Origin of the sequence: Scytonema hankhaensis NUACC26 (assembly GCF_045865695.1) — a bacterium.
In the GTDB taxonomy this organism is placed as follows: domain Bacteria; phylum Cyanobacteriota; class Cyanobacteriia; order Cyanobacteriales; family Nostocaceae; genus Scytonema.
Map to the genome: position 1 here is coordinate 1 of NZ_BAACAP010000199.1, position 15488 is coordinate 15488.

The following is a 15488-nucleotide window of genomic DNA, read 5'->3' on the forward strand; positions in this document are numbered from 1 at the left end:
GGGTTTAATCGTACAACCCAACAGAGGACGACCGTACTTGTTCAGCTTGTCGCGCTCTACTTGAATACCGTGAGGAGGTCCTTGGAATGTCTTCAGGTAAGCAACTGGAATTCGTAAATCTTCTAGACGAAGTGCTTTGAGAGCTTTGAAACCAAATACGTTACCTACAATCGAGGTAAACATATTGGTTACAGAACCTTCTTCAAACAAATCCAGAGGATAAGCAATGTAGGCAATAAATTGATTGTCTTCACCACGAACTGGTTCGATATCGTAACAACGACCCTTGTAACGATCCAGGTCGGTTAACAAATCTGTCCATACAGTTGTCCAGGTACCAGTGGAAGACTCAGCAGCAACAGCAGCGCCTGCCTCTTCAAATGGAACTCCAGGCTGGGGTGTAACGCGGAACGCCGCCAAAATGTCTGTATCTTTTGGAGTGTAATCAGGGGTGTAATATGTTAATCTGTAATCTTTTACCCCAGCTTGATAGCCTGATTTCGACTGAGTCTTCGTTTGAGCGTAAGACATACCTTTCCCTTCCAAGAAGTCACTCTTTTTATACCCACAAATCACGTCACGTGCAACTTCCTCTCACTCCTAATTTTCCTTGCTCGTCAAGGATAAATTAGGAAAAACTATGTGTCAGGAGTCACCTCTTGCAGAGAGTCTCTCTTTTCCTGCAACTTATTGACAGAAAGCCCAAGCTGTGGTTAGTGAAAGAGTAACCTTGCACGTCACGTGATTTGTAACTTGTCTCACAATATATCAAGAAATCAATAAGTTATTCTTTGAATATTTTTAACTTTTTCATTTAAATTTGTTATTAAATATTTATTTCAACATTTTGTAAAGAATACTTTACAAAGTACATCCAATGATTGTAAAAGGCATCTGGGAATTGGGGACTAGGGATTGGGGAACTCGGGGCTCCCTCCTTGTTGAGGGGCAATGGGGACTAGGAATTGAGAATTAGAGGTTATTTGTTCTTGGTCACTGGTCACTGGTTACTGGTCACTGGTCACTGTTAAACAACTTAGTGTAAAATGTACATTCCGCAAATTGAAACCCAACGTCTTCTCTTACGGGAATTTCGAGAAGAAGATCTTGATGCTTATGCCGAGATGTGCGGTGACCCAGAAGTTATGCGTTACATCGGGGCTGGGAAACCATTATCTCGATGGGAGTCGTGGCGCAGTATGGCAACAATGCTCGGTCACTGGCAACTCCGTCAGTATGGAATGTGGGCTGTTGAAGAACGTCAAAGTGGTGAAATGATTGGACGGATTGGTTGCTGGAAACCAGAAGGTTGGCCGGGATTTGAGATTGGTTGGACTTTGCGAAGACAGTATTGGGGATGTGGTTTTGCTACAGAAGGTGCAACAGCAGCAATGGATTATGCTTTCAACGTGCTACAGCAATCTCATGTCATAAGTTTGATTCGTCCGCAAAACATAGCTTCTATACGGGTTGCCGAAAAGTTAGGGGAAAAATTGGAAGGCACAACAGAAATCTTTGGAAGTGAAGCAGTAATTTACGGCATCAGTCGAGAAGATTGGTAAGTCATTGGTCACTGGTCACTGGTCACTGGTCACTGGTCACTGGTTACTGCTCACTGTTAAAAAAATACCACCTGTGGGAATACTGAGTTTAACCCAAAGCTTATTCAAAGAAAGGGAGTGGGGAATAGGGGTGCATATGTCTTTTTCCCATTCCCTTGAGGAAACTGTTTTAAAGGAAGTGTAACCGTGGTGTTTCTTTGCAAGCGTACTCGTTTATCGATCAGTTCTATCCTTTTAGGGTTTGTAGTATTGCCAAATCTAACTCATGTAGCTATGGCAATTCCTGCAACTGCCCATAAAACTGATAGTCAAAATCTCTTAGCTCAAAAAATTCTAAATGTAGATCCATCTGAATTAACTCCAGCTTACCCACCTTCTGCACCACCACCCCGACAAGATCCATTACCTGATGAACGGCAACTGCAAGAACGTTTGCAAGACACTGACTATCGTATCAACGCTTTACAACAAGATGTTACGGGTAACCTCTGGGTTGGTTCTTGGCGAGGATTGTCGCGTATTGACCCGAACACTGGCAATATTTTAACTCGGGTCAGTTTGCCCAATGTAACAATTGGTGCGATCGCTCAAGATAAAGTAGGGCGTTTGTGGGTAGGAACCTACGAGGGTTTGCAGAGAGTTGACATTCGCAGTGGTGAAATTACAGCACAGAATTTATTTTTGCCGTCCAAACGGGTGTTATCTTTATTAGTTGATAAACGCGGCTACTTGTGGACTGGAACAGATACTGGCTTAGCCCTAGTCAGTCCCGACCGAGGCTTAATCATGACCACTTTAAAGAACCTACCTGGCGTCAGTGGTAATGCCATGACTTTAGATGCCGAAGGTCAACTTTGGGTTGGTACTCTTGATGGTGTGGTACGTGTTAATACTGCCAATGCTTACATCATGAAGCGGATTAATAATTTACCAGGCACAACTGTACAAGCTTTAGCCATTAGCCCAGAAGGATTAATTTGGGCTGGAATGCCAAACAACTTGTTAGTTATCAACCCAAAGACTGGTATGGTTTTGAGGTCAGTCGCTCGCTTACGCGGACGTAACGTAACCGCCGTGCGTTTTGCTAAAGATGGAAGTGTTTGGGTTGGTACTGATAACGGTTTGCTACGATTAAACCCATACACTGGAGGACTTTTAGACGAAATTCCCGGTCTTCCCTCTAGCCGCGTCCTCAGCATTGCTCCTGATATCGGTAATAAATTATGGATTGGTACTAGTGAAGGACTAGCTTGGTTGATGCCAAAAATGGAAAAGGCACAACCTCATCTTGCTTTTACTCGCGCTGTTAAGTAGGGCATGGGGCATGGGGCATGGGGCATAGAGCATTGTCAAAACTCCTTGAATTCCTCTGCCCATTGCCCATCATTCACTTTAATGACCTTGGTCTTTTTCTCTCTCTATTTTTCGACGAATCTTTTCTTCTATTTCTTTCTCTATTTCCTGACAAATTTTTTCTTCTAGTTCCGTCTCAATTTCCTGACGAAGCCGTGCCTTCAATGCTTGCTCTTCTTGTATCTCTTTTTGTCTTCGCTGCTCGTAGTCTAATTCTGCTCTCTTCTTCATCACTTCTTCAGCTATCCGAAGATTTTCCTCTATTGGGACACCTTCTGGAGTACATAACGGAGGATACCACGTTGCTTTTGAGTCAGAAGGATTGCGGCGACTAAATAGGATACGGATTGCCTCATCATCATCTCGATGTGCAAGCACATAAGCTTTGAGTTCGGCTCTACTCATTTCATGAAAATTCGGTTTCATCTAAAAATCTCCAAAATCCATTGGAGGCTACGATAATTTCAAGCTCATCGTTTTTCCAACTTTTTTGGCTGCTTTTTTCCTATTTTTACGCAAAACACTGTAGGTAGGGCAATGCCAACCAAAAGATTTTGTGGTGGGCATTGCCCACCCTACGTGTATTTCTCTGTTACCCTGAATAAAAGTAAAATTTTACACTATTAGAAGACAATTTTCTAGTGTTGAGTAATAATTAACCTATCCTTAGACAGATGCATATCCCATGATATGTTGCCTTAATTCCTCGTGTCATAATCCACTCTGTTCTGACAGTACACAATTTTGCCCCAAGTGCGGAACTCCCTTAAGAGTGTTGAGAAATCGCTATCGCCCAATTCAGTCGTTGGGCGGCGGCGGCTTTGGGAAAACTTACTTGGCACTTGACACTGATAAACTCAACGAAAAATGTGTTATCAAGCAATTTGCGCCTCAAGCACAGGGAACGGGTGCTATTCAGAAGGCAACAGAACTTTTTGAACAAGAAGCAATGCGACTGCAACAATTAGGGGAACATCCACAAATTCCTACGTTGTTTGCATATTTTGAAGAAGATAAACGTTTGTATCTGGTGCAGCAATTTATTGATGGTGAGAATTTATTGGATGAGTTGAAACAGGAAGGAACGTATGGCGAGGAAAAATTACGAGAATTATTATTAAATGTTCTCAACATCCTTACTGTGGTTCATGAATATAAAGTTATTCACAGAGATATCAAACTCCAAAACATTTTGCGTCGCAAATCTCCCTCGTTGATTAGAGGAGGACAAGGGTATATATTCCTGATTGATTTTGGTGCTTCCAAGCAGTTAACTGAGAAAGTGATGACTCAACCAGGAACAACGATTGGTTCCTTTGGTTATGCCCCACTCGAACAAATGCAAGATGGGGAAGCATATCCGGCAAGCGATTTATTTAGTTTGGGGGCAACATGCTTTCACTTACTGACAGGGATAGCCCCTTGGGAATTGTGGAAGCAACAGGGTTTTGGGTGGGTCACGAGTTGGCGACAATACTTGCGTCAACCTATAAGTCAGGAATTAGCGCATATTTTAGATACTCTGTTGCAACCAAACCATGAGCAACGCTATCAGTCAGCAGAGGCGGCTTTGCAAGATTTAAAGTTGGATTATCAAATTCCTATTTCTGAAGCCCCACCACCTACGGCAACTTATTACTCTCAACCTTCACCCATACCAACTGAACCTTCTCCTCCAACAGCAACTTATCATTCTCAGCCTTCACTCGTTCCAATTGAAATCCTACCAACAGAAGCAAGCAACAGCATTCCGCTTGCTACGCATAAATCAGATAAGGAAAAATGCTTAGAACCCTCGCTACCTTCAGTTGTAGATAAATTTAGACAGAAAAATAAATTCCAACATCCCTTAATAGTGAGTAGTGCAATTCTGTTGATGGGTTTTGGAGGATACGGAATGTGGCAAATAACAACTCATCTTCCAAGCACTACTCTTGCCTATGAAAAATTGTCACTTGCTAATAGTTTGATTGGGCATAATGATTGGGTAAGTTCCGTTGCTATTAGTCCTGATGGGCAAACTTTGGTGAGTGGAAGTGGCGATAGAAGTATCAAAATTTGGAATTTGCGAACGGGTGGGATAAAAACTTCTTTAAATGGTCATGCAGATGGAGTTTCTTCTGTTGCGATCGCACCAGATAGCAAAACTTTAGTTAGTGGAAGTAAAGATGGTACTATCAAAGTTTGGGATTTGCAAACACCGGGGTTAAAAAGCACGCTCACCGGGCATAAGGACAGTGTAAATTTTGTGGCGATCGCACCAAACGGAAAGACTTTAGCCAGTGCAAGTGCAGATAAAACTATCAAAATTTGGGATTTAGAAACAGGGAAGTTAATCAATACTCTAGGCGAACACGATAAATCTGTATGGCGAGTTGCATTTAGTCCAGACGGGCAAACTTTAGCGAGTGGAAGTTACGACAACACCATCAATATTTGGAATTTAAAACCACCATCGTTAAAAGCAGTCTTTACCGGGCATACTAATTTGATTTATTCCCTTGTATTCAGTCTAGATGGAAAAACGTTGGTGAGTGGAAGTGCAGACAAAAGTATTAAAGTTTGGGATTGGCAAACAGGTAAGTTAAAGAATACTCTAAATTGGCACAAATATGGTGTGACATCCGTAGCGATTAGCCCGAATGGGAAGACTCTCTTTAGCGGTAGTTATGACGATACAATCAAAATTTGGGATTTAAAAACAGGCGAGCTTGAAAATACACTCAAAGGTCATGAAGATTTGGTTTTGACTTTAGCGATTAGCCCTGATGGTAAAACTTTAGTCAGTGGAAGTACAGATAAAACAATTAAGATTTGGCGTTTGCCATAAAACATTACTCCCTTTAGGCTCTAAAATTATCGCTCCTTGTAGGTAGGGCTATGCCACACAATAGCAAATGGTGGGTATTGCCCACCCTACGTATTTTATTTTATACTTTATTATCTTCTGCCTTCCCACCTTTGTTGTGACTTATTATCAACCTGAAGTTTTAGGCATTGCTGCTGTAATTTCACGAAGCAACTTCACTTGCCAGTAAGGTACAGGAGCAAGTAAAATAGTGCCTGTTCCTTCAAAAGTACTTACCAAAAACTCACCAGAAGTCATCGAACCTAAAATGGATTTGGTTGCTTTCTCAACGCGGTAATTTAGTGTATTGGTACGAGCGATCGCAAAATTACCATCAACCACCAAACGGTCATTTTGCAATTGAACCACCTCCACAGGTCCCTGTGCCATCATAACCACTTGACCCCTACCTTTGACTTTTGTTTGAAACAAGCCTTCACCGCCAATCAACCCAGATAGGAGTTTATTGCGCTCAACCCCGACTTCTACATTACCATCACTTGCCCAATACGCTCCGCTATCTAGAATCCACTCTGTACCGTTCAATTCCATAATATGGAATCCAGATAAAGAAGGCTCCAAATATAATTCTCCAGTACCTGTATAAGTCGGGCGAAAAATATTTTCACCAGTTGCTAAAGATTTCAAAAAACCACCTGCTGAAGGTGTTTTAGATTGCATGGTAATGTTGCCACGCATATAGTACAAAGCACCAGATTCCGTTCGTACTGTTTCGTTTTGTAAAATTGCCTTGACTAAGCGCAAGCCTTCCTTTTCTATAACTTCAAAAATTGCCATTGTTAACCCGTTCAGAAATACTAACTACTAAGTACTAACATTTTTCTTTAAAAAATTAGACATAAATGGTCGTTCAAATGCTAAGTAAAACAAGTAAGCTATTAGTACTGATAGTGGTACAGCTACTAAATAAAATGTAGTTAGAAAGGTAACTGGTGATAATCGAAGGTTGAGTAAAAAATTCCCTACTACTGTTACGATCGCGCCATGAGTGAGGTAGAGACTGTAGGAAAAACCTCCTAGTACAACTAGCCAACGAGTTTCAAAAAGTCGTAAAACGAAGGGTTGATTTTTTCCTAACATAATGCAATTGGTGCAATAAATCAACAAACAAGCAGTTGCTAACGCACAAAAGCTATCACTAATCCATTCATCCAACCCTAGTTTTTGCCACTCTGTTATAAAGGCAAACACAGCGAACACGATCGCCAACCAATCCCAACGTAAAGATTTTCTTAATTTGATTAACTTAGGTTTATGAGAAAATCCAATATCTGAGGCTACCATTCCTAGAGCAAATAAGCCTAAAAACCAGGAGTGGGCTGCATCAAATCCTTTCACAAAGTAGAACGGTGCTAGACCAATTAAGTAAGCAACGAGAACTGTTAAGAATAAATTGAAACGCCTCCAAACAGGTATCAATAATAGAGGAAACAAAAAATAGATCTGCCACTCAACAGCAACACTCCACATTGGTGAATTAATAGAACCAAGTGTAGAGCGACTGAAATTGTGAATGAGTAGGAGATGAGTGAAGACATCCTTGAAAGAAAACATTGGATGAAACTCTCCATAATCAGGAGATTCATGCCATGAAAAAATGGAAAACTTATTTAACTGTACTATTAAAACTCCTAATATTAAGCTAAATACAAGGGCTATATAGTAGGGCGGTAAAATTCTTTGCGAGCGCTTTTTAAAATATTTCAGCCAGCCTCCTGATAAACAACCACTTTGCGAACGAACTACGGGTAGCATTAAAACGTAACCGGAAAGAACAATGAAAACGACAACAGCAAAATGACCATATCGCAAAACTTTTCCTACTAGTAGTAAAAAGACTGGAAGTTCATCTCCCATGTATCGATGTATATGAAACAGCATAACGTATAAAGCTGCTAGTCCGCGCAAGCCATCTAAGTAATAAAGATGTAGCCTTTCGGTAGTTTTACCTGATAACGATACTTGCATTTCAAGTCCTAGAAAATATGAGAATTCTTTTACTCCCTTTCCGCTCGAAAATTCCACTCAACTTATAGGGTGGTCAATGCCTTCCTATTTCCATAGGTAATCTTCTGGTGAGAAGGGAATAATATCTGACTGATTCTCAAATTAGCAGTCAGTAGATGAATTAGTTATTTAAGTACATTAGAAATTTTTTTTCAAAAATAGTATAAAGAAATCAAAAAGAAAAATAAAGTTTTCTTAAAAGCTTATTTTATACAAAATTTTTAATGTTGGTATTTTCACTATTTTCACGCTATACCTACATCTACAGATCGACACAGAGTATTATAGATGCAGCAAAAGATACATAATTCAATATTCCTTTCTTAACATATATTTACAGTTATAAATTGAATGATATCAACAAGCCCTTCCTTTGTTTTCAAATTCGTAAAAATAAACGGCTTATCGCCACGCATTTTTTTAGCATCCCTTTCCATTACGCTCAAATCTGCGCCGACATAGGGAGCTAAATCAATTTTATTTATGACTAACAAATCGGATTTAGTAATTCCAGGACCACCTTTACGGGGAATTTTATCCCCAGCCGCAACATCTATAACATAAATTGTTAAATCTACTAATTCTGGACTGAATGTTGCTGCCAAGTTGTCGCCGCCACTTTCCAAAAACACCAAATCTAAATTGGAAAACTGTATCTCCAACTGTTCGATCGCTGCCAAATTCATGGAAGCATCTTCCCTAATCGCGGTGTGAGGACAACCTCCCGTTTCTACACCTAAAATGCGATCGCTTGCCAAAGCTTGAGAACGAACCAAAAATTGAGCATCTTCTTGAGTATAGATGTCATTAGTCACCACCGCAATTTGATAGCGAGCGCGCATTGCCTTACACAAAGCATCAACTAAAGCTGTTTTTCCCGACCCCACAGGTCCCGCAACACCAACTCGAAAAGCGTTCATTGTTATTTGTTAGTGGTTAGTGGTTAGTAGTTAATTGTTTAAAAATACCACTAACAATTAACCATTAACCACTACTTAGGAGGTATTGACTCAATTTCCTTTCAAATAAAGCTTGAGTGGTTTGAGATATGTACTTAAGCTAGACCCCAAGGTAATGTTAATTGTCTAGACCAAGAATGCACAAACAATCGTCTATTAGTTGGTTGCCTAAATGCATTGGGTAAGGGTAAAGAGTATTCCCCATTGACCATGCTGGTGAAATCCGCATATAGTGTGGCACTCGGCACAATGCTTTTAGATATTCTTCTGCCTGAAAATCTGAGCGGACAAAGAATGGTACAATTTCCATCATTTGCTGATGTTTGAAGGCAATATTTGCACCGTACTCATCGTCTTGAGAATCGAGCATATAAAGTTCCCGTGCGGTTTTACTGTCCTGACCTTTTTGTGTGTTGGGTAACCCTCCCACGGAGAAGTAATGCAGTAGTTCTGGTACAGTCTTGTCTAAGAAACCACTTAAATGCTTAAAATCTCGAGATATAACATCTTCATTCCAAGTTTTTCTATTAGTGATATACTGCGGCGTCTCATTCCTAGTTCTTAGACGAACCACTGACAACAAGTTAATTAATTGGTTATTATCGCGTGTATACTCGCAATTATGACCGGGAACATGATAGAAGTTCAAAACATCCCGCTGTGCCAGTAGATACTCATTCTTCAGTTGAAACCAGTTTTTGCTATCATTATCTTCGCCGCGTTCGTTACGCCATCCTTCAGCTTCAATCAGCACAATTGTGGGTCTTTCTAAATGTTGTGTGAGTACGTCTGCTACAAACTGCACTAACTCTATGCCTTTTAACCGGATTCTACTTTGAACGCGCTTTTTGTTTTCTTCAATGCGATCGCGGCGTGCATCGGAAAATAACTTTCCAACAGCAATTCCTGCTTGTGTATAAGAAGTCCAATCGCTCGCACCAGGAAGTAGCGTCTCCACCTCACCTGTTGCACGTAAACGAACGGCAAGAGCATAGTGGATGTCACCCTGATAGCGATTAATTTTTCGACGACAAAAAGCAATAACGTCTAATTGTTGGGCAATAATTTCTGGTATCTTGGCTGATGCATACACTTCAGATGGTAGTCCATAGAGCGCTCCTCCTTGACGTAATGTTGCGTCCAGCACAGCGTTCATAACGCGCCCTTTTGTCTGTTTGCTGTAAGTAGGCTCTGTGTTTTCTTGGTCGTCTTCTTTCTCGGTTGTTTTTGGTTTAACCGTCTGTATCATTTGCGAGTTAATCTTCTCCAAAACGCAAGCTTCCCGGACTGCTCCTTTGATGTTTTGTTGAGGGAGATATCCCTTCTTTTTGGTCTGACCAATTTCAATAATGGCAAAGCAATTGGGAACTGTTTCATGATGACTAAGAGAAGTAATATGTTGCTGTAGAAACTGACGCCATAAATCCCGCTTCGCTTCATGCTGCTTCCGCATTTGCTTCTCAAAATTTTTACCATCTTTGGGAGTAAGCCCCGCATTATCAAGTAGTTCTAGAAGATCTGAATTGTTAATCCAGAGTTGTGAAACTTGGATATGCTGTGGAAAATTCTCCTTTTCATTAAGGAGAAAGGTATCACGTAATTGTCGGTAAATAGTATCATAAGTATCTCGTTCTCTCCATAAAACCCACAAATGCATTGGCTTTCCCTGTAGCGATCGCTTAAGGGCGTCAGCAATAGTTTGTTTCCGGTCTTGGCGATGTTCTTCAACACACCTTTGTATTGCTTCTATGCCTAGCCGTTCGCGTTGTTTAAGTGTGAAATATGGAGATTTAGAAATAAAACTGTAATCCTGCATTGCCAACGGCGCTCCCTTACCAGATGGAGTAGGAATATCGCATTCCATAGGAGCATCTGATATCAAAACATTGTTGAAAAGTTCTAATACCCTTGCAATGATATCACCACGTTCCATAAAACAGAATCCAACTTTAATACTATGCCCTCTTGAGTGTTTCTCATGCTTGTATTTATAGCCCTCAGTATGAATTACATAGTATTCATCTTGCTCACCCCAAGTGTTTACGTTATTTAAGTTACCGAATGCTGTGGGGTTCTGGAGAATATTTTCTGACTTTTCTAATGGACGTGCTTTGAATGCTGCTAACAGATCGGGCAATAGAAACTTCCAAGAAAAGTCTTGTTCTCTACTATTATTCTCAACTACCAGACGCACCAGCGTTGAATCAACCTCATATCCAGACAGACGTTCCTTGTTCATGCCCATAAGAACAGAAATATCGCGATTGTAGTTAGCTTTGCTTAAGGGTTCATGAGCGTATCGCTGGCAACTTAGATGCAAGAAAATCCACGGTTCTAAATTCCTGTTTTTGTTAAATCGTCCAGCTTGTGTTTCAACCTTAAAATCTAGTCGGTAGGCAAAATATCCTTCCTTTTCATTGCCATTATCATCAGAATATATTGCCTTAAATGGTTTGCTAACTAAAAATAGACCAACTCTACCCGAACCGCTACCTTGTACTTTACGCCATTGGATTTCCTGTTCCCTTCCTCCAGACCGAATGATGCACTTCTGCCCATGAAGTCGGGTTGCCAGAAGACTCGGAATTGCTTGAAAACCAAGCCCCTTTTCTGCATTGAGATCGCGAACCAGTGTTTCTGGCTTAATGCGTTTCCACTCCCAGTTTGTCGGCATGACTTCTACTGTTTCTAAAAAGCGATCGCAGACGCTATCTATTTCATCTTTTTTGCCTTTGTTATGATATTGCTGTGTCCACTTCTGGGCCCAAATTTGTACTAACTGTTGTATCCGATCGGGAGCAGGCGTTAATAGTGGATTTTCTGGCGTTCCCACAGCTAGTGCTTGAAACACAGGAATAGAGTTTTCTACCTCAAAATACTCAAAGCCGTGTGTTAAGGTAGGCGCACAGGCAAGCAAGGCATTATTCAACTGACGGTACGGTGGCGTGATTGGAGTTTTTTTGGTATGGGATAGTACTCGCTCCATTTCATAGCGAAATTTTGCTACCTCTTTAGCAAAAGGGAATGGAAGCACGGAAATATCCAAATTCGCAAATTCATCTGCTATTAAGCTCATGCGAGCAGGTAGTGTAACCGTTGGTAATGTCGTTTTATTTGTCATATGCTTTCCTTATCTCTTGCGTCTATTTCCCAAGTAAAGTTGTCAATATCTACTAAAGCATCAACTAAAGGTTGGTATAGGGCTTTACAGATTGGATTTTTATCAACGTAATCACAAAGTAAGTCAATGATTGCCGCCAACAAACTTGTACGTGGTGTGTCAGCTTGCTCTTGTTTGGCGTTGTTTGGTGCCCATGCTGCATCAACAAAGTAGGCGTGGAACGGAACACCTCCACGTAAAAGACGACCCACTGCCTGAATGATTAACCCAGCAGTCGTGGCAGCAAGGTCGTGACGCGGAAAAGCACGTAACTCTTCATTCTTACGCAATGTTTTGTAGTAGGAACGATGTTCTACCGATCTCCAATAGCGTGCAGCAAGTTGACGTACAGCTTCGGCACGCTGTAAAACTCCGTCTTCTTGCCAAGCAATAAAATTTTCATCCTCTAACCAATCTAGAGTACGACGATTTATCTCTTGTGCAATTGCTTGCGTATCATGTGGGTGCGGGTATGGACGGGTGAGAAAGTACACCGATCCGAAAGCTGCTTTGCCATTTTTATTTAGTATGTTGAACCCACGTCCGATAGCATTCATTGGTGCAACAAGGATTTTACCCCCTGTCAAGGCAAAGGTTTCAATGTCAGCACGTTTAAGCGCACCAAACTCTCCTACCAGTTGAATGTCAAAGCCGTCCTCCATTTCTGTGGTATCTGGTGTAAGGTAGTATACGTATTCATTCATACTCGACCAGCAAGCCTTGATTTCGTTTGCTGTCCAACGTGCTTGAGGGTAGGAATTGACAAGTAACAGTAGGCGTCCTCTATCATCCCAAGAATTAGGGTCACTCTCGCTTAAGCGTCTTAGTTTGTCTAGTTCTTGTCCTAAGCATCCCGTGCCATTGTTAGCAACTAGTGCTTGCGCCATCTCCTTAATCAATCCCATTTTTTGACGCTCTGGTTGCCCAGAAATGCGTATGGCTTTGTCGTTTCGTTTCTGCTGAGGTAGAAATTTGAAGTTGCTAGAGGCAATTGCCTCACTTGCTTTTGACTCTGGCATTAAAATACCTTGCGGATTGCCTACATGAAAGCGGGTTGAATGTGGCAAATACGAAGTTCCTGATAATGCTAGTACATTAGGTCCACGCTGACCATCCAAGTCTGTCAGCAAGCGATGGAAATTCAAAACATAGTAACGACCAATGTTTGTGTAGGCAAACAAAGATAGAGCATTTTCGCTGCTATTTTCAGATTGGTTGAAACTGTCATCTTTTCGAGAATAATAAGTGCCAAACTGCCGCCCTGTAGGAGGAAGTGGTAATATATTTAACATTGCCGTTGGCATTCGGCGATGTGGTGGCTCTTCCTCAAGTTTGGATGGTCTGTTATGCCACTCATAAAAAACAATTCGTGTGTGTCGGTCTAACAAAGCAATTGTGAGAGCGAATTGTAGACGATAAGCTAGAGTTTCGAGAGTGTCAACTGGATCTAATTCGTTTTCTTTTAAAGGATTTCGTCGTTTTTTCTTGGCTGGCTGTTGTGAATTATTTTGACGTTTCTCTAGTTCTGCTCGCAGTTCGGCTAACTGTCTTTCTGTATCTGGAAAAAAGTCAACTATCCAAGCTTTGCAAGCAAGATGGATATTGCGATCGGTTGCGCTTTCGCCAATACTGTTAATTTGTTGAATGAGAAGTGTAAGTCTGTCAACTTTGGGATTAGATCGGGGTTGTCTAATTAAAGGATCTTCATCAAGCAATGCATCGAAATACTGCACAATCTGCTGCACTCGTTGAGTGTTTGCCTTCAGTTGTTCCTCTGGAATATCTGGGGGCTCAAACTCTTCGAGCCCAGTAAGACGGCGAGCAAATTTGAACAAGAGGGAGTTGGGCGTAAAGTAGCCGCGTTCTATCCATTGACGTAGAAACTCATGCCCGGAACGCTTATCTAATAGTGTCAGGGTAGCAGTAATTGCTTTTTGGGCATCACGTTCCGCACCTGTCCATCGCTGTGTTAGCGGTGGTGGATTCCGATTGAATCGCATGTAATCCTCAGTTTTCACACCGATCTCATCAAATACACCACCATTTGTAAGTAAAACTTCCTCAGCGTATACATCGTCAAACCACTTAATAACCGTGTCTACTTCATCAAAAATAACGATATCCGACTGCTCGTAAACAAGTTCGCCTATCTTAATTGGTCGTAACTCAAGGTGGCGGGGTAAACCTGCCATTGACATTGCGCCTGGAGTTGTGACCCAAACACGGGCAAGCGGCATATCGCGGTACACCTGTTGCGATGGGCAGTTAGTAAAGAAAGGACACAGATGTGGACGATTAGTTTGTTGTTTGCCCCCGACTGTATTGTGTTCGTCATCAGATGCCTTTTTTAAGGAGTGACATGGCTCGGTTCCTGGCTTAAGTGGCTTACCCTCTAAACGGTCAATGACATCGCTGGAGTGAAGCCGACCTTGCAGAGGGCAAGCAGTTCCCAACCAACGATCGCCCCAGTGTGGCTGTCCGCGTTGCAAGTGTTCTTGATAATCCCTTGTGGCATAAAAGCTACGGAGATGTTGACTACGCTTACTGCGACCCAGTAAAGGGACAGCGACTGGTTCTTCGTTTTCTGGATCGTCACGAAACCACCAGTTAATTTGGTTCGCCAAACGAATTGCCGATTGCACATCGCTGACAACAATTGTCAGGCGACAATCTGGACGATTTTGCAAAACATTGGTGGTAAGCAACAAAGACAACGAGGACTTGCCAGAAGCCACCATTCCTGCAATATGTACAAAGCCATCTAGCTCCAACGTCTGCATATTTGGCTGACCCAAAGAGATATCTTCCTGAACCTTGTGAAAATTGATTTTGTGAAAGCGGTTTACCCAATTTCCCAAGGCTGTTTGATTCCAGTTATATCGTCTTGCTAAGAGCTGCTCGCGCTCATCCAGATATCTTGCATCTGACTCTAAATCCTCAAATTGCAGTGAAAATGAGGCACGAGAGGGGCGTGTGGTAAACCAGGGTAGAGACTGTTGGCGTGAGGTGTTTAAGTCGAACTGAGTAAACTGTACTTGCATTGTAACGGTATGTTTTTCCGTCCTAGCCTGAAATTGGTAAGCAATTCCTGCTTCTACTCGCTTGAGCGATCGTTCCCGAAATTCCAACTCGGCACTCAAACATCTCTCGTATAGGTCTTGATGAACTTGATGCCGGAGTTGCTTAGCAGCATGGATAATCTGAGAATCAAAGTTTTCAGTCTTTAAGTCGTAGTTGCGCCAATGCTGTGGAATGTAGCGAAAGTAAGAATCTAATGCTCCCACCCAAGAAAAGCGTGCAGAAAGCGGGATAATCTGACGAGCATTAGCAATTGCCCGACGCTCCATATCATCTAAGTTTTGCAAACGCGGGTATCGCAGGGGCATTCCACTTAGCATTGCCCAGACTACTGTTATTGGCTCATCATCAAGTCCTAACCGCTCCATTAAAGCAAAGCCAAGCTCCACTTGAAGTAGTAGTTCTGCTTCAGTGCGCCTAAGATCTGAGTTTTCTCTCAATTCTTCTAAGCGCTTCTTATAAAGATTAGGTGGCTCAAATAATGTTAATTGGCTCATAAT

General features: G+C 41.7%; 9 protein-coding genes and 1 pseudogene. 3 read left to right on the forward strand and 7 right to left on the reverse strand.

What is annotated here, in order from left to right:
- Positions 1-531, reverse strand: a pseudogene (gene rbcL, locus ACKTT2_RS22415) (ribulose-1,5-bisphosphate carboxylase/oxygenase large subunit); the annotation flags it as partial.
- 515 nt (positions 532-1046) lie between these two features.
- On the opposite strand from rbcL, the gene ACKTT2_RS22420 reads away from it, so the two are divergent.
- Positions 1047-1562 (forward strand): GNAT family N-acetyltransferase, encoded by a 516-nt coding sequence (locus tag ACKTT2_RS22420; RefSeq protein ID WP_407890654.1) that lies wholly within the window; start codon positions 1047-1049, stop codon positions 1560-1562.
- 186 nt (positions 1563-1748) lie between these two features.
- Complete coding sequence (locus ACKTT2_RS22425) at positions 1749-2876, forward strand: ligand-binding sensor domain-containing protein (protein ID WP_407890655.1); 1128 nt, start codon at positions 1749-1751, stop codon at positions 2874-2876.
- 78 nt (positions 2877-2954) lie between these two features.
- Here the strand turns inward: ACKTT2_RS22425 and ACKTT2_RS22430 are convergent, their stop codons facing one another.
- Entirely contained in the window at positions 2955-3341 is a 387-nt protein-coding gene (locus ACKTT2_RS22430) for a DUF6887 family protein (protein WP_407890656.1), read from the reverse strand.
- Between the two features lie 259 nt (positions 3342-3600).
- On the opposite strand from ACKTT2_RS22430, the gene ACKTT2_RS22435 reads away from it, so the two are divergent.
- Positions 3601-5745, forward strand: a complete 2145-nt coding sequence (locus tag ACKTT2_RS22435; protein WP_500691394.1) for a protein kinase domain-containing protein — start codon at positions 3601-3603, stop codon at positions 5743-5745.
- A gap of 147 nt (positions 5746-5892) precedes the next feature.
- Here the strand turns inward: ACKTT2_RS22435 and ACKTT2_RS22440 are convergent, their stop codons facing one another.
- From ACKTT2_RS22440 to ACKTT2_RS22460, 5 genes are all read right to left on the reverse strand, one after another.
- Complete coding sequence (locus ACKTT2_RS22440) at positions 5893-6561, reverse strand: AIM24 family protein (RefSeq protein ID WP_407890658.1); 669 nt, start codon at positions 6559-6561, stop codon at positions 5893-5895.
- Between the two features lie 27 nt (positions 6562-6588).
- Entirely contained in the window at positions 6589-7752 is a 1164-nt protein-coding gene (locus tag ACKTT2_RS22445) for an acyltransferase family protein (protein ID WP_407890659.1), read from the reverse strand.
- Between the two features lie 362 nt (positions 7753-8114).
- The gene (gene ureG / locus ACKTT2_RS22450; RefSeq protein WP_407890660.1) at positions 8115-8711 is read right to left on the reverse strand and encodes an urease accessory protein UreG; all 597 of its coding nucleotides are present in this window, start codon (positions 8709-8711) and stop codon (positions 8115-8117) included.
- Between the two features lie 157 nt (positions 8712-8868).
- The gene (locus tag ACKTT2_RS22455) at positions 8869-11871 is read right to left on the reverse strand and encodes an RNaseH domain-containing protein (protein WP_407890661.1); all 3003 of its coding nucleotides are present in this window, start codon (positions 11869-11871) and stop codon (positions 8869-8871) included.
- Complete coding sequence (locus ACKTT2_RS22460; protein ID WP_407890662.1) at positions 11868-15485, reverse strand: pPIWI_RE_Z domain-containing protein; 3618 nt, start codon at positions 15483-15485, stop codon at positions 11868-11870. The genes ACKTT2_RS22455 and ACKTT2_RS22460 overlap by 4 nt, the downstream gene beginning before the upstream one ends.
- Positions 15486-15488: the final 3 nt, after the last annotated feature.